At 68.5% G+C, this 17,886-nt stretch carries 18 protein-coding genes and 2 tRNA genes; 13 read left to right on the top strand and 7 right to left on the bottom strand.

Annotated elements, in window-relative coordinates:
- Nucleotides 1–81 precede the first annotated feature (81 nt).
- The 3 genes from JMF86_RS05135 to pncB form a co-directional block, all read right to left on the bottom strand.
- A complete protein-coding gene (locus JMF86_RS05135) occupies nucleotides 82–1,512 on the bottom strand; it encodes a sodium:proton antiporter (RefSeq protein ID WP_077177992.1) in 1,431 nt (476 codons plus the stop codon).
- Nucleotides 1,513–1,554: 42 nt separating this feature from the next.
- A complete protein-coding gene (locus JMF86_RS05130; RefSeq protein WP_011544921.1) occupies nucleotides 1,555–2,217 on the bottom strand; it encodes a lactate utilization protein C in 663 nt (220 codons plus the stop codon).
- An 87-nt stretch (nucleotides 2,218–2,304) separates the two neighbouring features.
- Nucleotides 2,305–3,504, bottom strand: a complete 1,200-nt coding sequence (pncB, locus tag JMF86_RS05125) for a nicotinate phosphoribosyltransferase (protein ID WP_011544920.1) — start codon at nucleotides 3,502–3,504, stop codon at nucleotides 2,305–2,307.
- A 290-nt stretch (nucleotides 3,505–3,794) separates the two neighbouring features.
- On the opposite strand from pncB, the gene fdxA reads away from it, so the two are divergent.
- From fdxA to JMF86_RS05085, 8 genes are all read left to right on the top strand, one after another.
- Nucleotides 3,795–4,118, top strand: a complete 324-nt coding sequence (gene fdxA, locus JMF86_RS05120; protein WP_011544919.1) for a ferredoxin FdxA — start codon at nucleotides 3,795–3,797, stop codon at nucleotides 4,116–4,118.
- Nucleotides 4,119–4,220: 102 nt separating this feature from the next.
- Nucleotides 4,221–4,296: transfer RNA gene (locus tag JMF86_RS05115), tRNA-Asn, on the top strand.
- Nucleotides 4,297–4,368: 72 nt separating this feature from the next.
- Nucleotides 4,369–4,444, top strand: a tRNA-Asn gene (locus JMF86_RS05110).
- Nucleotides 4,445–4,571: 127 nt separating this feature from the next.
- Nucleotides 4,572–5,057: a CreA family protein gene (locus JMF86_RS05105; RefSeq protein ID WP_011544918.1), complete on the top strand. Its 486-nt coding sequence runs from the start codon at nucleotides 4,572–4,574 to the stop codon at nucleotides 5,055–5,057.
- A 59-nt stretch (nucleotides 5,058–5,116) separates the two neighbouring features.
- Nucleotides 5,117–6,037, top strand: coding sequence for an AraC family transcriptional regulator (locus JMF86_RS05100; RefSeq protein ID WP_011544917.1), 921 nt, complete (start codon nucleotides 5,117–5,119; stop codon nucleotides 6,035–6,037).
- A 127-nt stretch (nucleotides 6,038–6,164) separates the two neighbouring features.
- The gene (locus JMF86_RS05095) at nucleotides 6,165–6,932 is read left to right on the top strand and encodes an AzlC family ABC transporter permease (RefSeq protein ID WP_011694222.1); all 768 of its coding nucleotides are present in this window, start codon (nucleotides 6,165–6,167) and stop codon (nucleotides 6,930–6,932) included.
- Entirely contained in the window at nucleotides 6,929–7,267 is a 339-nt protein-coding gene (locus tag JMF86_RS05090) for an AzlD domain-containing protein (protein ID WP_006476529.1), read from the top strand. Before JMF86_RS05095 ends, JMF86_RS05090 begins: the two co-directional genes overlap by 4 nt.
- Before the next feature lie 160 nt (nucleotides 7,268–7,427).
- Nucleotides 7,428–8,210 (top strand): DUF4088 family protein, encoded by a 783-nt coding sequence (locus JMF86_RS05085; protein ID WP_006476530.1) that lies wholly within the window; start codon nucleotides 7,428–7,430, stop codon nucleotides 8,208–8,210.
- A 131-nt stretch (nucleotides 8,211–8,341) separates the two neighbouring features.
- Here JMF86_RS05085 and JMF86_RS05080 read toward each other — a convergent pair whose 3' ends face one another.
- On the bottom strand, nucleotides 8,342–8,743 hold the full coding sequence (locus JMF86_RS05080) for a hypothetical protein (protein ID WP_011544915.1): 402 nt from the start codon (nucleotides 8,741–8,743) through the stop codon (nucleotides 8,342–8,344).
- A 267-nt stretch (nucleotides 8,744–9,010) separates the two neighbouring features.
- On the opposite strand from JMF86_RS05080, the gene JMF86_RS05075 reads away from it, so the two are divergent.
- The 3 genes from JMF86_RS05075 (at nucleotide 9,011) to fumC (ending at nucleotide 12,345) form a co-directional block, all read left to right on the top strand.
- Nucleotides 9,011–9,229, top strand: a complete 219-nt coding sequence (locus JMF86_RS05075; protein WP_006486208.1) for an RNA-binding S4 domain-containing protein — start codon at nucleotides 9,011–9,013, stop codon at nucleotides 9,227–9,229.
- 138 nt (nucleotides 9,230–9,367) lie between these two features.
- Nucleotides 9,368–10,756: a multidrug efflux MATE transporter NorM gene (gene norM / locus JMF86_RS05070; RefSeq protein ID WP_011544914.1), complete on the top strand. Its 1,389-nt coding sequence runs from the start codon at nucleotides 9,368–9,370 to the stop codon at nucleotides 10,754–10,756.
- Between the two features lie 194 nt (nucleotides 10,757–10,950).
- Nucleotides 10,951–12,345 (top strand): class II fumarate hydratase, encoded by a 1,395-nt coding sequence (fumC, locus tag JMF86_RS05065; RefSeq protein WP_011544913.1) that lies wholly within the window; start codon nucleotides 10,951–10,953, stop codon nucleotides 12,343–12,345.
- A gap of 46 nt (nucleotides 12,346–12,391) precedes the next feature.
- Here the strand turns inward: fumC and JMF86_RS05060 are convergent, their stop codons facing one another.
- Together JMF86_RS05060 and JMF86_RS05055 are read right to left on the bottom strand one after the other, a co-directional pair.
- A complete protein-coding gene (locus JMF86_RS05060) occupies nucleotides 12,392–12,904 on the bottom strand; it encodes an acyl-CoA thioesterase (protein ID WP_011544912.1) in 513 nt (170 codons plus the stop codon).
- Between the two features lie 130 nt (nucleotides 12,905–13,034).
- Nucleotides 13,035–13,175, bottom strand: a complete 141-nt coding sequence (locus JMF86_RS05055) for a hypothetical protein (protein ID WP_166488149.1) — start codon at nucleotides 13,173–13,175, stop codon at nucleotides 13,035–13,037.
- A 189-nt stretch (nucleotides 13,176–13,364) separates the two neighbouring features.
- Between JMF86_RS05055 and JMF86_RS05050 the strand changes: the two genes are divergently transcribed.
- Entirely contained in the window at nucleotides 13,365–14,072 is a 708-nt protein-coding gene (locus JMF86_RS05050) for a helix-turn-helix transcriptional regulator (protein WP_011544910.1), read from the top strand.
- A 162-nt stretch (nucleotides 14,073–14,234) separates the two neighbouring features.
- A complete protein-coding gene (locus JMF86_RS05045) occupies nucleotides 14,235–16,790 on the top strand; it encodes a DUF6600 domain-containing protein (protein ID WP_078041110.1) in 2,556 nt (851 codons plus the stop codon).
- Nucleotides 16,791–16,889: 99 nt separating this feature from the next.
- Here the strand turns inward: JMF86_RS05045 and JMF86_RS05040 are convergent, their stop codons facing one another.
- On the bottom strand, nucleotides 16,890–17,861 hold the full coding sequence (locus JMF86_RS05040; protein WP_006476535.1) for a thymidylate synthase: 972 nt from the start codon (nucleotides 17,859–17,861) through the stop codon (nucleotides 16,890–16,892).
- Between the last annotated feature and the right edge of the window lie 25 nt (nucleotides 17,862–17,886).

Below are 17,886 nucleotides of genomic sequence, written 5' to 3'. Positions count from 1 at the left end.
CGCCATCTCCGCATGCCGCGGACGGATCGCGGCGCGCCATGCGCCGCCGGAGCCGCCCGCTCGGGGTTGAAAAACGTCAGCTTACGCCGTGAAGAAAAGCCACGACGTCAGCAGGAATACCGGTATCAGCACGACGAGCGCCCAGCCGAGGTACGCGAAGAAACTCGGCATCTTCACGCCGCGCGATTCGGCGATCGCCTTCACCATGAAATTCGGCGCGTTGCCGATATAGCTGTTCGCGCCCATGAACACCGCGCCGGCGGAAATCGCGGCGAGCGTCGATGCGCCGGTCGTCATCAGCGTCTGCGCATCGCCGCCCGCGAGGTTGAAGAACACGAGATAGGTCGGCGCGTTGTCGAGGAACGACGACAGGATGCCCGTCGCCCAGAAATACATCGCGTCGATGGGTTTGCCGTCGGGCCCGGTGACGAGATGGACGATCTGCGCGAACGCGCCGTCCGCGCCCGCACGCAGGATCACGATTACCGGTGCGATCGTCACGAAGATGCCCGCGAACAGCTTCGCGACTTCCTCGATCGGCGCCCAGTTGAATGCGTTGCCCTCGCGCGCGGAACGCGGCGTCAGCGCGAGCGACGCGAGCGTCACCCCCACGAGCGCGACGTCGCGCACGAGATTCTGCAGCGCGACGTGCGTCCCCCACACGTCGAACGAGATGCCCGGCTTCCACACGCCGCTCATCAGCACGAGCGCGATCACGGCCGCCAACAGCACGAAGTTGATCTTGCCGTCGATCGACAGCGCCGCGCCGTCGGGCGTCGGATCGAGCGCGGCCGGCCGCTCCTCGCCGCCCTTCCGGTAGAAGTACGTATCGAGCACGAAGAACAGCGTCAGCAGCACCACGCAGATGAACAGCATCGGCAGCGCGAGATGGGTGGTCGTCCAGAAGAAGCTCACGCCGTTCAGGAAGCCGAGGAACAGCGGCGGATCACCGAGCGGCGACAGCGAGCCGCCCGCGTTCGCGACGAGGAAGATGAAGAAGATCACGACGTGCACGACATGCTTGCGGTTGTCGTTGGCGCGCAGCAGCGGCCGGATCAGCAGCATCGCGGCACCCGTCGTACCCATCACGCTCGCGAGCAGCGTGCCGAGCGCGAGGATCGCGGTATTCAGCTTCGGCGAGCCATGCAGGTTGCCGTTCACGCAGATGCCGCCCGCGACCGTGTAGAGCGCGGTGAGCAGCACGATGAACGGAATGTATTCCTCGAGCAGCGCATGCACGAGCGTGCCGAATGCGGTGCCGGCGCCGAACGCGACCGCGAACGGCGCCAGGAACACGATCGCCCAGCCGGCCGCGATCTTGCCGAAGTGGTGATGCCAGAACACGGGGGCGACGAGCGGGAACAGCGCGATGGACAGCAGGATTCCCGCGAACGGGATGCCCCAGAGCGCGGACAGCGTGGCACCGTCGAGCGTGGCGGCCGATGCGAGCGCGGGAGCGGCGCCAAGCGCGATTCCCGACGCCATGCCCGCCCAGGCGGCATGTCGTTTCATGCGGAACTTCCTTGTCGAGTAGGGGTGAATGCAGCGGGCGCGTCAGGCGCCCCGTACGACGATCGCGTGCACGCGGTACGGGCCGTGCGCGCCCAGAATGATCGTTTGCTCGATGTCGCCCGTGCGCGACGGGCCCGACACGAAATTGACCGCGCGCGGCAACTCGCCGCGCTCCGCGCGAATCAGTGCGAACGCGTCTTCATGACCGGCGACGATGCGTGACGCCGGCACGATCGCGATGTGGGTTTCCGGCAGCAGGCCGGCCGATGCGTAAGTGTCGGGGCCGGACAGCAACACCAGCGACCCCGTTTCGGCGGTCGCGCAGAAGCAGCCGGTCAGGCCGACGAGATCACCGTCGCGCGGCTTGCGGCACTCGACCGACAGGCCTGCGCCGGCCCAGTCGAGATCGGCCAGCGTGCGCCATGCGACGGCCTGCGTCGGCAGACCATGAGCGGCAAGATAGCGGGCGGCGGCGGCGGGCACATCGGCCAGCGTCGCGACTTCGTCGACCGTGGTCGACAGGCGCCCCGCTTCGTCGACGAAAGCCGCGACGAGGTCGGCCGGCGCCGGCGGGCGCGGGCCCTCCGGATGACGGGCGAGATAGTCGGCGACGCCGTCGCGCTCCGCTGCATCGGGTTCGGCCGCGCGCCCCTGCGCCGCGCGGATGCGCGCGAGGATCTGGCGACGGGCAGCGGAAGTGTCCATGAACGGTCCTCGTGACGTTGGCGTGCAATACGTCGGATTATACCGGCCACCCCTGCCGCGACACACCTTCGGCCGAACGGCCGACGCCTACTTCGACGCGTCTTCGTCGACCGGCTGCGCGATGCCGAACACCTGCCGCAGGTACGCGAGATACGCCTTGTCGTCGCACATGCTCTTGCCCGGCGAATCGGACAGCTTCGCGACCGGCTGGCCGTTGCAGCGAACCATCTTGATCACGATCTGCAGCGGCACGTAGCCGAGATCGTTGGTGAGGTTGGTGCCGACGCCGAACGCGAGCTTGCAGCGGCCGCGGAACCGTTCGTACAGCTGCATGACCTTCGGGATGTCGAGCGCGTCCGAGAACACGAGCACCTTGGTGCGCGGGTCGCACCGGTTCGCCTCGTAATGGCGCAGCATCCGCTCGCCCCACTCGAACGGATCGCCCGAATCGTGGCGCGCACCGTCGAACAGTTTGCAGAAGTACATGTCGAAGTCGTTCAGGAACGCGTCCATCCCGTAGACGTCCGACAGCGCGATCCCGAGGTCGCCGCGATATTCCTTCGCCCACATCTCGAAGCCGTAGATCTGCGAGTCGCGCAGCCGCGGGCCGAGCGCCTGGCACGCCTGCAGGTATTCGTGCGCCATCGTGCCGAGCGGCGTGATGTCGTGCTTCATCGCGTACAGCACGTTGCTCGTGCCCGCGAACTGCGGGCCGAGCCCGTCACGCAGCGTGAGCGCGACTTCCTCGTGCCAGACCTTCGAGAAGCGCCGGCGCGTGCCGTAGTCGGCGATCTTGCAGTCGGCGAATTCGGGCTTCGCGCCGAGCAGCTTGATCTTCTCGCGCAGCCGCTCGCGCCCTTCGCGATAGTCGGGCTCGCGCTGCGTGTTGCGGAAATAGACTTCGTTGACGATCGCGAGCACCGGGATCTCGAACAGGATCGTATGCAGCCACGGCCCCTCGATCACGATGTCGATTTCGCCGTTGCCCTTCGGCGACGGCGTGATCGAGATGTACTTCTCGTTCAGGTGGAACAGCGCGAGGAAGTCGACGAAGTCGCTCTTGATGAAGCGCATCCGCCGCAGGTAGTCGAGTTCGACGTCGGCAAAGCGCAGCGAGCACAGGCCGCGCACCTCGTCGCGAATCTCGTCGATGTACGGCACGAGATCGACGCCGGGCGTGCGGCACCGGAAGCGGTATTCGACGTTTGCAGCCGGGAAGTGATGCAGGACGACCTGCATCATCGTGAACTTGTAGAGATCCGTGTCGAGCAGCGAAGTGATGATCATGATGACGGCAGCGCCAATATCGTGACCGGGCCCCGGCGCACCGCGCGCCGCCCGGTCTGTCGGTCATGTTACCCGAATGCGGGCCGGACCATCGTGAAACCGCCCCGCCGCCCGCCCTGCCGTATCGTGCCGGTGCCGGTATGCGGGTCCGTCTTGCGCACCCCATAAACTAATCACGAAACGATATAAGCCGGATAGCCGACCTCGTCATGCGGGTTTTGCGCTTCAGTTACAATGCCGCTTTTGGCGCAAACGCCACCCCATATATACCGCCAAGCAGGAGCGTTTTAATGACTCACGTTGTGACCGAAGGCTGCATCAAGTGCAAATACACGGATTGCGTGGATGTGTGCCCGGTGGATTGCTTCCGTGAAGGTCCCAACTTTCTCGCCATCGATCCGGACGAGTGCATCGACTGCGCCGTGTGCGTCGCCGAATGCCCGACCAATGCGATCTATGCCGAAGAAGACGTTCCGGGCGACCAGCAGCAGTTCACCGAGCTGAATGCCGAGCTGGCGAAGAATTGGCCGTCGATCACGAAGACCAAGCCGGCGCCGGCCGACGCGGACGAGTGGAAGGACGTGCAGGACAAGCTGCACCTGCTCGAGCGCTGATCGCGCGGCGGCCGCAAAAATTTTTATGCGCCGTGGCCCCAAAGTGTTGACAGGTTAGCGAACACTCCATACAATCTCGTTTCTCTGCTGTTGCTTGTTTGTTCCCCGATAGCTCAGTCGGTAGAGCGCCGGACTGTTAATCCGTAGGTCCCTGGTTCGAGCCCAGGTCGGGGAGCCAAAAACGCAAAAGCCCGTTGAAAGTGGACGGGTTTTTTGTTGGAAAACACAGCACGCAGATGTACCGATTTATTCCCCGATAGCTCAGTCGGTAGAGCGCCGGACTGTTAATCCGTAGGTCCCTGGTTCGAGCCCAGGTCGGGGAGCCAAATAGCGAAAGGCCCGTCATGCGACGGGCCTTTTGTTTTTCCGGCCACCGTTCCGTCTTTCTGCTTTTCGTGGCCCGGTCATGCGCATGCTAGAGTCTCTGTCCCGCATTCGCATCCGGTTCCGTCGATGAAGCATCGTCTCCTGCGCTCCGCGCCCCTCGCCCTCCTGCTCTCCGCCTTCGCCGCGGCACCGTTCGCGCATGCGGAGGAAGTCGGCAGCGTCAACACCCATTTCCGCGTCACGGGCTCCGACCGCGTGGTCGTCGAGGCCTATGACGATCCGGTCGTGACCGGCGTGACCTGCTACGTGTCGCGCGCCCGCACCGGCGGGATCAAGGGCACGCTCGGCGTGGCCGAGGACCCCAGCGAAGCGTCGATCGCGTGCCGACAGGTCGGCCCGATCAGCTTCAAGGAACCGGTCAAGCAGCAGGCCGACGTATTCAGCGAACGCATGTCGTTCATCTTCAAGACGCTGCACGTCGTGCGCGTGGTCGACAAGAAACGCAACACGATCGTCTATCTGACCTACAGCGACCGTATCGTCAGCGGCAGCCCGAAGAACGCCGTCACCGCGGTGCCGATGCCGGCCGGCACGACGATTCCGGTCAAGTAAGGCCGCACCCGCCGGGCGCGCGAGCGATACACTGTTGGTTCGACCGCTCGCGCCCGATCATGTCCTCCACCCGCCTCCCCGATTCCGCACGCTACTGGCGTACGCCGCTCGTGCCGGACGCGGATCTGCTCACGGCCACCTATCGCGATCACGCGTTCGCGCCCCACTGGCACGACGCGTACACGATCCCCGTGATTCTCGAAGGCGCGGAACGCTTCACCTATCGCGGCACCGGCTACGTCGCCGAAACGGGCACCGTGCCCGTGATCAATCCCGGTGAAGTGCATACGGGCTCGCGTGCCGCCGACGAAGGCTGGTGCTATCGCGTCAGCTACATGCCGGTCGAATTCATCCACGAACTCGCGAGGTCGATCGCGGGCCGCCCGCAGGAGGCGCCGTGGTTTGCCCCCGACGTGATCCGCGACGCCGATCTCGCGGCCCGGCTCACGCTCGCGCACCGGATGCTGGAAGCCGGCAGCGAGCGCGCGCGGTCGTCGCAGGCCGATGCGCCCGGACAGCCGGCCGGCAATCCGGCGGCCGGCGATTCGGCCACCGGTGCGCCGCGCATCTACGATCCGCTCGCCGCCGAAACCGCGATGCTCGACGCGCTGTCGACGCTGATCGTGCGTCACGCCGACGTGCGGCCGCAACCGGAGCCGCTCGCGGCCGACGAGCCTCGCGTCGACGTGATGCGCGAGCGGCTCGCCGCCGACCTGACGTCCACGGTGACGCTCGACGACGTCGCGCAGACGGTCGGCCTGTCGCCATTTCACGCGGCGCGCCTGTTCACACGCACGACCGGCATGCCGCCGCATGCGTGGCGCAACCAGCTGCGGCTGCAGCGTGCGCTGGCGCCGCTGCGTGCGGGCGTGCCCGTCGCCGATGTCGCCGCGGCCAGCGGCTTCGTCGACCAGAGCCACTTCACGCGGCATTTCAAACGGATGTTCGGCGTGCCGCCCGGGCGCTGGCAGGCAAGCTGACGCGCGGCATCCCGCCATCGCCGGCCGCGCCGCGCCCCGTGCCGGCCGGCACGTGAGCACCGGCCCCGCTCCGGCGGGCGCAAGAACATACAAGCCGGCTCGCCGCCGGCCCGCTATCCTCCCGCTCATGGAGGAGCGCTTCTTGAACAAGACACCCGCATCACCCCCGCGCCGCCCGCTCAACGAATGGCTCGACGGCGCGCGCGACACGATCCCGATGATGATCGGCGCCGCGCCGTTCGGCGTGATATTCGGCACGCTCGTCGGCGGCGGTCCGCTCGCCGCGTGGCACGGCGCACTGATGTCGCTCGCCGTGTTCGCGGGCTCCGCGCAATTCATCGCGCTCGGCCTGATCGCCGGCAGCGCCAGTTTCGTCGTCGTGCTCGCCACGACGCTGATCGTGAACCTGCGTCACCTGCTGTACAGCGCGACGCTCGCGCCCTATGTCGCCCACCTGCCGCTGCGCTGGCGCGCGACGCTCGGCGCGTTGATGACCGACGAGGTGTTCGCGGTCGCCTACGGCCACTACCGGCACTACCCGCCCGGTACGATCGGCCCCCACTACTTTTTCGGCTCCGGGCTCGCGATGTACCTGAACTGGCAGGTCTGGACGCTCGCGGGCATCGGCTTCGGCGCGGCGTTCCCGGGCCTGCAGTCGCTCGGCCTCGATTTCGCGATGGCGGCGACCTTCATCGCGATCGTCGTCCCGCAGCTCGGCACGCTGCGCTATTTCGCGGCGGCCGCCACGGCCGGCACGCTCGCGTACTTCTGGCAGAGCTGGCCGTACAAGCTCGGGCTGCTCGGCGCGGTCGCCGCCGGCGTCGCGATCGGCGTCGTGCTCACGCTGCGGCACGATCGCACGCGCGCCAACGCTCGTTCGGAGGCCGCATCGTGAGCTACGCGCTGTTGATCCTCGGGATGGCCGTCATCACGTATGCGATCCGCTCGACACTGTTCCTGTTCGGCGAGCGGCTGACGTTCCCGCCGCTCGTGCGAACCGCGCTCGCCTTCGTGCCGGTCACCGTGCTGACCGCGATCATCGTGCCGATGACCGTCTCGCCGCACGGCGGCACGGCCGAGCTGACCTGGCGCAATCCGCAGCTCGTCGGCGCACTCGCGGCCGTGCTCGTGTCAGCCGCGACCCGCCGCCCGCTCGTGACGATCGCGGCCGGGCTCGTGGTGTTCTTCCTGTGGCAAGGGGTCGTCCTCCCGCACTGGCCGGCTACCTGAGCGCACGCTCCATCGCGCGCGCTCAAGTTTCCGCCCGGTGCGCCGATATAGGAGAGGAAGACCCGCCACCGGCCCCGGCGCGCACCGGTCAGTCGACGCTGCGCCCGCCCCGGTGCGCCGTGCCGACGCCGGCTTGCGCGGGCCCCCCTCGAGACGATTCATGGGCCAGATCACCCTTTCCCTCAAGGACGACACGCTCGAGTCCCTGCGCAAGGACTACGACGCGTTCGTCCGCGTGTCGCTGAAACTCGACCCGCAATTCGCGACGCCGTCGTTCGAGGATTTCCTGCGCGCCAAGCTGCTCGACAACATGGTGCCGCTCACCGAGCACGCCGTGCAGCGGATGCTGCAGGGCGGCCAGTACGCGTGGGCCAAGCGCACGCTCGACAAGGAATTTCCGGACGTCGTCGCGATCCTGATGCGGCAGGCCGGCGAATTCGGCTTCGGCTTCGCGTCGCGCTCCGAATGGACGCCCGACGAACTCGCGAAGGCGTGCCGCGACTGGGCGAAGGCGATCGTCGCCGAAGCGCAGGGCGATGCGTCGCTGATCGACCCGCTCGCGTCGCAGATCAAGGGCGCCGCGCAGGACATCCAGACGCTCGAGGAACTGATGCAGACGCCTGCGTGGCGGCTCGCGGAATCGCTGCGACAGCGGATCTACGAGGCCAAGCTCGCGTGCGAGATGAGCGTCGGCAGCATTGCCCGCGACAAGCTCGGCGAACTGCGCGGACTGCTGAGGCTCGGGCTCGCGCACGGCTCGTTCCAGAAGCAGGAAGCGCAGCAGATCATGGAATACCTGCGGCTGCTGAAGCCGGAGATCTTCGTCGAGGAACCGTACGACGTCTTCGCGCGGCTCGCCGCATGGCTGCGCAGCGTGTTCACCCCTGCTGCCGTGCGGCCGCCGCAGGGGCAGGGACAAGGGCAAGGACAACGCCGGCCGTAAGCACGCGTCCCGCTGAACGCATCACCTGATGAAAATGGCCCGGTTCGCGCGAAGCGAACCGGGCCGCCGGATGATCGCCCGTCGCGACGCGCCGTCCGAAAACAGGCGTCGCGACAAGCGCCGGGCACCGCTTACTGCGTGGCGCCCTGGGCCGATGCACCGCCCTGCGCGCCGACCGATGCGCCGCCTTCGGTCGCGTCGTCGGCCTTCGCCTTGGCCGAACCCGCATGGCTCTTGGCCGACTTCGCCGCATGCTTCGTATGCTTCTTGGTCGAATGGACGGCCGACGACGTCGTATCCTTCGCGCCATCGGCTGCCGCGCCGACCGCATCGGTCGCACCGCCCGCCGCATTGCCCGACGCGTTCGCGCCGGCACCACCCTGCACGCCTGCACCGGCACCAGCGGCCGGCGTCTGCGCCTGCACGCCGGCACCGGCCGCGCCTTGCGCCGTCGTGCCCGTCTGGGCGAATGCGGCCGAAGTAGCGAAGGCCGTCAGCGCGGCACCGATCAGCATCGTACGAATCTTGGACATGGCAATTCTCCTCAAGAAGTTGTGCGTCCGGTCCGCAGCGATGCGGTCCGTCGCGTTCCCCGCCGCAACACGCAGCAGGTACGACAGAAGACCCGCGGCCCGCGCGGCCGGTTCGCGAATCTCTCAGACTGTTACCCACCGTTTCATTTGCTGACGAATCGCTCACAGTCCTTTACAACGTGCGCCAGCCGCCCACGCTCGCGTGCCGGCCCCTGGTGCCGTATGATGCGGAGCGTTTCCTCCCGCGCATCGCGCACCTTCCTCGTCATGCCCAATCTGGATTTCACGCTGACCGGCGAATACGTCGAGCTGCACAACCTTCTCAAGATCACCGGCCTCGCGGACAGCGGCGGCACCGCGAAGCTGATCGTCGCGTCCGGCGCCGTGAAAGTGGACGGCGCGGTCGAGCTGCGCAAGACCTGCAAGATCCGCGCGGGCCAGGTCGTGCTGCTCGGCGACACGCGCATCGCGGTACGCGAGGCGTAGCGCCCGCCGGGGTTCCCCCTGCCCGCGACATGGCCATCGGCGCACGCGTTCGACACGGTACGAATAAAGCCGTAAGCTAGCCGTCTCTCAAAATAAATACATATAGCGCGGGCCCGCACCCGCGCGAGCGCCCATTCCATGTCGCATTCCGGTCTTACGCGGACGGCCGCCGCGCCGCCGTCCCTGTCCAGTCATGCCGCCGATACCGCGCGCCTCGCCGCACCGCTCGCGATCGCGCAACTCTCCCAGATGGCGATGAGCGTCACCGACACGGTGCTGCTCGGTTCGCTCGGCCCCGATTCGCTCGCGGCAGGCGGGCTCGGCGCGAACTTCTTCTTCGTGATCGTGACGATCCTGCAAGGCGTGCTGTCGTCGGTCAGCGTGAGCGTCGCGCACGCGCGCGGCGCGCAGGCCGAGGACCGCGTGCCGCACATCTACTGGACGGGCTTCGCGCTGTCCGTGCTGCTCGCGATTCCGGCAATCGTCGCGCTGTCGCTGGCCGAACCGATCTTGCTGATGTTCCACGAGCCGCCGCTGCTCGCGCATCACGTCGGCGAATACACGGGCATCCTGCGCTACGCGGCGCTCGGCAGCCTGATCGGCGTCGGGCTGATGCGCGCGTTCCTGCCCGCGATCGGCGCCGCGCGTCGGCTCCTGTGGGTGTCGATCGGCGGCGTCGGCGTGAACGGCGTGCTGAACTACGGGCTGATCCACGGCGCATTCGGGCTGCCGCGCTTGGGCTTTCTCGGCTCGGCCGTCGCGACGACGATCACGATCTGGCTCACCGCGCTCGCCCTCATCTGGCTGCTGCACGGCCGGCAGCGCTTCCGCCATTTCGTGACCGCCGCGCGCCCGAAGCTGCCCGTGATGGGCGAGCTGATCGGCATAGGCTGGCCGGTGGCGATCACGTACGGGGTCGAATCGACGCTGTTCCTCGCCACCGGTCTCACGGTCGGCGTGCTGGGCGCGACGTCGCTCGCCGCGCACCAGATCGCGCTGAACGTCGCGTCGGTATCGTTCATGGTGCCGCTTGCGATCGGCCAGGCAGCCAACGTGCGCGTCGGCTACTGGATCGGCGCGGGCTCGCCCGTCGCCGCGCGGCACGCGGGCTTCGTCGCGCTGGCGCTCGGCGTCGGCTTCATGTCGCTGTCGGGCCTCGTGATGATCGTCGCGCCGCACACGATCGTCGGCCTGTACCTGCATCTCGACGATCCGGCCAACGCGGCCACGGTGTCACTCGCCGCGTCGCTGCTCGGCATCGCCGCGGTGTTCCAGATCGTCGACGGCATGCAGACCGTCGCGTCGGGTGCGCTGCGCGGCCTGAAGGACACGCGCATCCCGATGCTCGCCGCGACCTTTGGCTACTGGGGCATCGGCTTCCCGACCGGCTACTGGTTCGCGTTCCATGCGGGCCTGGGCGCGCGCGGCCTGTGGTGGGGACTCGCGGCCGGGCTCGCGAGCGTCGCCGCGCTGATGGCCTGGCGCTTTCACCGCAAGACCACTTCGCTGATCGCGACGGCCCGCTAGGGGCTGGTCGCGCTCGTCACGGGCTTGCGCCGTCCCCAGGCGCGACACGACGCGAAATCGCGACCGGCGCTATGCTTGTCGGTTGAACCCCTCGAGACGCCGCGCAAGCGGCGCGACTGCCTCACGATACGTCTGATTACGCCTGACGCCGCGCGACGACGCGCGGCCTTTCCCCTTTCCCGGAGGAGTGCATCATGAATGAAGCAGTTCGGATGGAACGCGACACGTTCGGCGAGATCGCCGTGCCGGCCGACCGGCTCTGGGGCGCGCAGACCGAGCGCTCGCTGCAGAATTTCCGGATCTCGACGGAGAAGCAGTCGCCCGAGCTGATCCACGCGCTCGCGATCGTCAAGCGCGCCGCGGCGGCCGTCAACCAGTCGCTCGGCGTGCTCGCCGACGACAAGGCGCACGCGATCATCGAAGCCGCCGACGAGATCATCGCCGGCAAGCATCCGCGCGAATTCCCGCTGGCGGTGTGGCAGACGGGCTCCGGCACGCAGACCAACATGAACCTCAACGAGGTGATCGCGAACCGCGCGAGCGAGCTGCTGGGCGGCGAGCGCGGCGAAGCGCGCAAGGTTCATCCGAACGACGACGTGAACCGCGGCCAGTCGTCGAACGACGTGTTCCCGACCGCGATGCACATCGCGGCCGCGTATGCGATCGTCAATCACCTGCTGCCGGCGCTGCGCACGCTGCGCGCGACGCTCGACGCGAAGTCGAAGGCGTTCGCCGACATCGTCAAGATCGGCCGCACCCACCTGCAGGACGCCACGCCGCTCACGCTCGGCCAGGAGTTCTCCGGCTACGTCGCGCAGCTCGACCAGGGCATCCGTCACGTCGAATCGGCGCTGCCGCACCTGTACGAACTCGCGCTCGGCGGCACCGCGGTCGGCACGGGGCTGAACGCGCATCCGGAGTTCGCGGTGCGCGTGGCCGACGAGATCGGCCGGCTCGCGAAGCTGCCGTTCGTGACGGCGCCGAGCAAGTTCGAGGTGATGGCGGCCGCCGACGCGCTGGTTTTCGCGCACGGCGCGCTGAAAACGGTCGCAGCCAGCCTGATGAAGATCGCGAACGACGTGCGCTGGCTCGCGAGCGGGCCGCGCTGCGGGCTCGGCGAGCTGTCGATTCCGGAAAACGAGCCGGGCAGCTCGATCATGCCGGGCAAGGTGAATCCGACGCAGTCGGAAGCCGTGACGATGCTGTGCTGCCAGGTGTTCGGCAACGACGTCGCGGTCAACGTCGGCGGCGCGAGCGGCAACTTCGAGCTGAACGTGTTCCGGCCGATGATCGCGCACAATGTGCTGCAGTCGGTGCGGCTGCTCGCCGACGGCGCGCAGAGCTTCAACGATCACTGCGCGGTGGGCATCGAGCCGAACCGCTCGCGCATCGACCTGTTGCTGAACGAATCGCTGATGCTCGTGACGGCGCTCAATCCGCACATCGGCTACGACAAGTCCGCGCAGATCGCGAAGAAGGCGCACAAGGAAGGCACGACGCTGAAGGCGGCCGCGCTCGCGCTCGGCTACCTGACCGAGGCGGAATTCGATGCATGGGTGCGCCCCGAGCAGATGATCGGGACGCGATAAAGGCAGGACGGCGGGCGCGGCGCGTCGAGCGCGGCGCCCGTCGCGCTCAGACCGCGCCCTTCGCGACCTCTTCCGGCTTCATCTCGACGATCTTGTCGAGCGCGGCCCGCACGTCGGCCGCATATTTCGCGAGCACCTTCTGCTCATCGGTTTCGGGCACGAACGGCGGCACCGGCACCGGGTTGCCGTTCTCGTCGACCGCGACGAACACGACGAGGCAGTCGGTCGTCTGGCGCAGCACGCCGCCCTTCGGATCGCCGGCGTGCACCGACACATGGATGTGCATGCTGGTCCGGCCCGTCGCGACGACGCGCGCCTTCAGCTCGACCAGATTGCCGACCAGGATCGGGCGCTGAAAACGGATGTTGCCGACGCTGACCGTCACGCAATAGCGGCTCGACCAGACGGCCGCGCACGCATACGCGACCTCGTCGATCCACTTCATCAGCGCGCCGCCATGCACCTTGCCGCCGAAGTTCACGGACGAAGGCTCGGCAAGGAAGCGGAATACGGTTTCGGTGCGGTCGAGGGCGGCCGGCACGGGGGACGGTTGGGGCATTGTTGTGGCTCCAGGCGGCAGGGGCGCTGTGATCGGGCCATTATACGTTGCACTGCGGCAACGCGGCGCGGCCAGCCCCGCGTGGCGGGGCTCCGGCGGCCATGCCGGCTCGCGCCCGAACCGGCGCCGGTCAGCGGCGCACCGTGATGCCCTGGTCGATCGTCCCGTACATCTCGATACTGCCGCCGCGCTCGCCGGTCGCACCCGCGCCACCCTGCGCACAGGCCGCGCAGATGAACGCGGCCGCCAACATGCAGAAAATCGTCTTCATCGTTGCATCGCGTCACATGCGGCGGCCCGTTGCCGCCGCGTCCGGCCATTCTACGCGTGGCCCGCGACGGCCCACGGTCCGGCCGGCCACGGCGTCAAAACCGCTGCATCCGACATTTCATCCGGAAGCGAAACATCGAATGCGCGCACGAACTACACTGCCTCTCATCCCGCTCGACGAGACACGACGATGACTGACCAAGACGACCACCATTTTCCGGGCCTGAGCCGCATCGGCGCACTGATCGCCGATCCGGGCCGCGCCGCGATGCTGTGGGTGCTGATGGACGGCAGCGCACGGCCGGCCGGCGAGCTGACGATGATCGCGGGGCTGTCGCCGTCCGCGGCCAGCGCGCACCTCGCGCGCCTGACCGAGGGCGGCCTGCTGGCCTTGGACGTGCGCGGCCGGCATCGCTACTACCGCATTGCGTCGGCCGACATCGCGGCCTCGCTCGAAGCGCTGGCGAACGTCGCCCGCGCGGCCGCGCCGCATCGCCCGGTTCCGCCGCCGTCGCGCGCGGTTCCGGCCGAACTGCGCTACGCACGTACCTGCTACGACCACATGGCCGGCGAACTCGCGGTACGCATCTTCGACGGTCTCACCGCGCGCGGCTGGCTGCTCGCCAACGGCGACGCGATCGACACCACCGAGCTCGGCACGCAGGCGCTCGCGCAATGGGGCATCGATGTCGCGCAGCAACGCGCGCGCCGACGCCGATTCGCGTGCGGCTGTCTCGACTGGAGCGAACGGCGCTCGCATCTCGGCGGCGCCCTCGGCGCGGCGCTGCTCGACAGCTTCTGCGCCCACGGCTGGATCGAACGCGCTGCCCGCCCGCGCGTGCTGCGCGTCACGGTGCCCGGGCAGCAGGTTTTCGACGCGTGGCTTACGTCCGCTTGACGCCGGCATTGCAGCTGCACGACAACGGCGCGCGATGGACAGGTTTTGTTACATCGCGTGCCATTCGATTTACAAAACACCGTGCCTTGAAACAGGCCAAGCGGATATCGTGAACTGGACGGCACGAATCGACGCGCCGCGATCACAACGATGACGCTCACCATGGCCCCCCTGTTCACGCTCAAGCGCACCGCCCGCTACACGCTGCTCGCGTTCGTCGCGCTGGCGGCGCTGCCGCCCGCCTTCGCGCAATCGGCCGATGCACCGGCGAATATGGCCGCGGCACGGCAACCGGGCGGCGATCCGCCCGGGCGCGTCGCGCGGCTCAATTACCTGTCGGGCGCCGTGACGACCGAACCGGCCGGCACCGACGCGTGGTCGTATGCGGCGGTGAACCGGCCGCTGACGACCGGCGACCAGCTGTGGAACGATGCCGGCGCGCGCTCGGAACTGCACATCGGCTCGACGGCGGTGCGGCTCGGCGAATCGACCAGCCTGTCGGTGCTGAACCTCGACGACACGACGACGCAATTGAAGGTGGGGCTCGGCACCGTGTCGACGCACGTGCGCGATCTGCCGGCCGGCGGATCGTACGAAATCGACACGCCGAACCTCGCGCTCGGCATCACGGGCCCCGGCGACTATCGCGTCGATGTCGCGCCGAACGGCGCGAGCACGACGGTGACGGTGCGCAGCGGCAGCGCGACCGTATACGGCAGCAACGGCCAGTATCCGCTGTCGCCCGGCCAGCAGGTCGTGTTCACCGGCACCGACCTGCAGGTCGCGCAGCAATCGCCCGCACCGGGCCCCGACGCGCTCGACCAGTGGGCCGCCAGCCGCGACGCGGCCGAAGCGCGCTCGGTGTCGGCCCGCTACGTGTCCCGCGACATTCCCGGCTACCAGGATCTCGATGCGAACGGCACGTGGCGCGAAACCCCGAATTACGGCGCGGTATGGGTGCCGAACGACACGCCGGCCGACTGGGCGCCGTACCACGACGGCCACTGGATCTGGCAGGCGCCGTGGGGCTGGACCTGGGTCGACGACGCCCCGTGGGGCTTCGCGCCGTATCACTACGGCCGCTGGGCGTACGTGGACGACAGCTGGGCATGGGTACCCGGCCCGATGGCAGTGAGCCAGCCGCCCGTCTATGCGCCGGCGCTCGTCGCGTTCGTGGGCGGCGGGGGCGGCGGCGGTTCCGACTGGAATGTGGCGCTGACGGTCGGCGGCGTCGCGGCGGCCGGCTGCGCATGGTTCGCCCTCGGGCCGGGCGAGCCGTGGCATCCCGGCTGGGGCGGCTGGAGCCCGCACTACTACGACCGCGTCAACCGCAACATCGTGGTGAACAACGTCAACGTGAACAAGACCGTGAACGTGACGAACATCACCAATATCACCAACATCAACAAGACGTACGTGAACTTCCGCGCGCCGCACGCGATCACGGCCGTGCCGGCCGCCGCGTTCGTGCACGGCCAGCCGGTCGCGCACTTCTCGCAGCACGTCGATCCGCAGCAATGGCGCAACGCGCACGTCACCCCGGGCACACCCGGCATCGCGCCGGTGCGCCAGAGCTTCACCGGCGGGCTGCGCAATGCCAGCTACCGTCCGCCGGCGGCGCTCGCGCAACACCCGTACGTCGCGACGCGCAATCCGGCCGTGCCGCCTGCGTATCGCGATCAGGCCGCCGCCCACCTCGCGCAGCAAGGCGGGCGCGTGCCGGGTGCCGGCGCGCCCGTCGTGAAGACGAACGTGCCGGCCGACTATACGGCTCGCCCGGTCCGCGTGCCGGGCAAGCCGGGCGGCGGCGCCTGGGCGATGCACAACGTGCAGCTCGTGAATCCGCACGGCCCCGTCGTCCAGCCGGCCCGCGCGCCGCGCGAGGGCCAGCCGGCCGGCGTGCAGGCCGGACGGCCGGGCGCACCGATGCCGGGCATGCCGAATGTCGCGCGGCCGGCGAACGGCGAAACGCCCAACGCACCGCGTTTCGACAACGGCGGCCCGCCGCGGGCGCCCGGCAACCCGATGCCGCATCAGGCATTCGCGGCCGGCAACGGCGTTCCGCATCCGCCCGAAGCGAACAACGCCCCGCGGGGGACCGGTAACGCGCACGCAGCCAACACGCCGTCGCCCGCGTGGATGCAGCCTCACACGCCGATGGAGCGTCAGCGCGCGGCTCCCCCCACCGCGCTGCACGCGGCAGGACAGAATGCGCTGCCGCCCGTGCGCAGCGCCGCGGTGCCGCATCCCGACGGCGTGCCGGCACCGCAGGGCGTACCGCCCGGCGGCCGCAACGAAGCGCCGCGCACGCTGCCGCAACCGCAGTCCGACCATACCGCGCAGATTCCGCAACCGCGTCCGCGCCCCGATTTCCCGACGCCGGCGCGCCATGCGCAGCCGCAACCGGAACGGGCCGCCCCCGCGCCGCAACCGCGTCCGGACTTCGCTCAACCCGCGCCGCATCGCGAAGTCGCGCCGCCGCGCGTGAACGAGTACCGTCCACCGGCACCAGCCGTCCATGACGTGCCGCGGCCGCAGCCGCAGGCGCCGCGTATGGAGCCGCGACCGCAGCCGCAGCCCGCCCCCCGCATGGAGCCGCGCCCGTCGATGCCGGCCCCCCGGATGGAACCACGGCCGCAGCCGGCGCCGCACGTCGAAGCGCCGCATCCGGGCAATCCGCCGCCGCAGGGCGGCCACGAGGAACGGCATCGCCAGTAAGTGCAGCAAACCTGAAACAAAAAGGCTCGACCGGCGAATACCGGTCGAGCCTTTTTACAGGATGCGAAGCGATGCAGCCGCGCGGCCCCGGCCGTGCGATCAGACCGCCATCGGCGCAGTCAACGGCTCATGGTGCCGATAGCCGACGAGCGAGAAATCGGACGGCTCGACCTGCTCCAGCCATTCCGGCGCATAGACGCCCGTCTTCGCGTACTCGGGCACGCGCTCGGCAATCTCGAGCCGCGGGCTTTCGTACGGCTCGCGCGTGAGCTGCTGCTGCAGCATGTCGAGCTGGTTCTCGTAGATGTGCGCGTCGCCGATGAAATACGTGAACCAGCGCGGCGTATAGCCCGTCAGCCGACCGACGAGCGACAGCAGCGCGGCCCCTTCCGTCAGGTTGAACGGCGTGCCGAGGCCGACGTCATTGCTGCGGATGTACAGGCACAGCGAGATCTCGCGCTTCGTCGCGTTCGGCAGGAACTGGTACAGCAGATGGCACGCGGGCAGCGCGATCTGGTCGAGCACGGCCGGATTCCACGCGTGAAACAGGATGCGGCGATCGGACGGGTTCTCCATGATCGTGTCCAGGCACTGGCGCAGCTGGTCGATCGCCTTGTACAGCAGCACCTTCGGCGCGCCGTCTTCGTCGAAACGCGTGACGATCCGGAAGCCGCGGCGCGTCGCATCGGCGATCTGCGCGTCGGCGTTCGCATCGAGCACCTTGTAGCCCGGCCACTGGCGCCATTGCACGCCATATACGTCGCCCAGATCGTCGACGCCCTGGCGATACGGGTTCGCGAGCCACTGCGCGTTCTCGTTCGCGTTCGCATCCCACACCTTGCAGCCGAGCGCGCGGAAATCGGCCGCGCTGCGCGACGCGCGCAGGAAGCCGACCAGCTCGCCGATCGCGGACTTGAACGCGAGCTTCTTGGTCGTCACGGCCGGGAAGCCTTGCTGCAGGTCGAAGCGCAGCATCGCGCCCGGCATGCTGATGGTGCGGATTCCCGTGCGGTTCTCCTGCCAGGTGCCGGTATCGAGAATGGTACGAACGAGATCGAGATACTGTTTCATGCGGGTTCCTTCGGCCGCGAGGGGC

This window comes from Burkholderia sp. E168m15, assembly GCF_016586105.1.
In the GTDB taxonomy this organism is placed as follows: domain Bacteria; phylum Pseudomonadota; class Gammaproteobacteria; order Burkholderiales; family Burkholderiaceae; genus Burkholderia; species Burkholderia orbicola.
Note: the sequence above shows the minus strand (reverse complement) of the source record. Positions and strands in the feature narration are given on the sequence as shown.

Coding starts and splice junctions, on each gene's coding strand:
- fumC (WP_011544913.1), top strand. CDS start 10,951: ATGAATGAAGCAGTTCGGATGGAACGCGACACGTTCGGCGAGATCGCC.
- JMF86_RS05135 (WP_077177992.1), bottom strand. CDS start 1,512: ATGAAACGACATGCCGCCTGGGCGGGCATGGCGTCGGGAATCGCGCTT.
- fdxA (WP_011544919.1), top strand. CDS start 3,795: ATGACTCACGTTGTGACCGAAGGCTGCATCAAGTGCAAATACACGGAT.
- JMF86_RS05045 (WP_078041110.1), top strand. CDS start 14,235: ATGGCCCCCCTGTTCACGCTCAAGCGCACCGCCCGCTACACGCTGCTC.
- JMF86_RS05130 (WP_011544921.1), bottom strand. CDS start 2,217: ATGGACACTTCCGCTGCCCGTCGCCAGATCCTCGCGCGCATCCGCGCG.
- norM (WP_011544914.1), top strand. CDS start 9,368: ATGTCGCATTCCGGTCTTACGCGGACGGCCGCCGCGCCGCCGTCCCTG.
- JMF86_RS05075 (WP_006486208.1), top strand. CDS start 9,011: ATGCCCAATCTGGATTTCACGCTGACCGGCGAATACGTCGAGCTGCAC.
- JMF86_RS05100 (WP_011544917.1), top strand. CDS start 5,117: ATGTCCTCCACCCGCCTCCCCGATTCCGCACGCTACTGGCGTACGCCG.
- JMF86_RS05085 (WP_006476530.1), top strand. CDS start 7,428: ATGGGCCAGATCACCCTTTCCCTCAAGGACGACACGCTCGAGTCCCTG.
- pncB (WP_011544920.1), bottom strand. CDS start 3,504: ATGATCATCACTTCGCTGCTCGACACGGATCTCTACAAGTTCACGATG.
- JMF86_RS05040 (WP_006476535.1), bottom strand. CDS start 17,861: ATGAAACAGTATCTCGATCTCGTTCGTACCATTCTCGATACCGGCACC.
- JMF86_RS05095 (WP_011694222.1), top strand. CDS start 6,165: ATGGAGGAGCGCTTCTTGAACAAGACACCCGCATCACCCCCGCGCCGC.
- JMF86_RS05060 (WP_011544912.1), bottom strand. CDS start 12,904: ATGCCCCAACCGTCCCCCGTGCCGGCCGCCCTCGACCGCACCGAAACC.
- JMF86_RS05080 (WP_011544915.1), bottom strand. CDS start 8,743: ATGTCCAAGATTCGTACGATGCTGATCGGTGCCGCGCTGACGGCCTTC.
- JMF86_RS05050 (WP_011544910.1), top strand. CDS start 13,365: ATGACTGACCAAGACGACCACCATTTTCCGGGCCTGAGCCGCATCGGC.
- JMF86_RS05105 (WP_011544918.1), top strand. CDS start 4,572: ATGAAGCATCGTCTCCTGCGCTCCGCGCCCCTCGCCCTCCTGCTCTCC.
- JMF86_RS05055 (WP_166488149.1), bottom strand. CDS start 13,175: ATGAAGACGATTTTCTGCATGTTGGCGGCCGCGTTCATCTGCGCGGCC.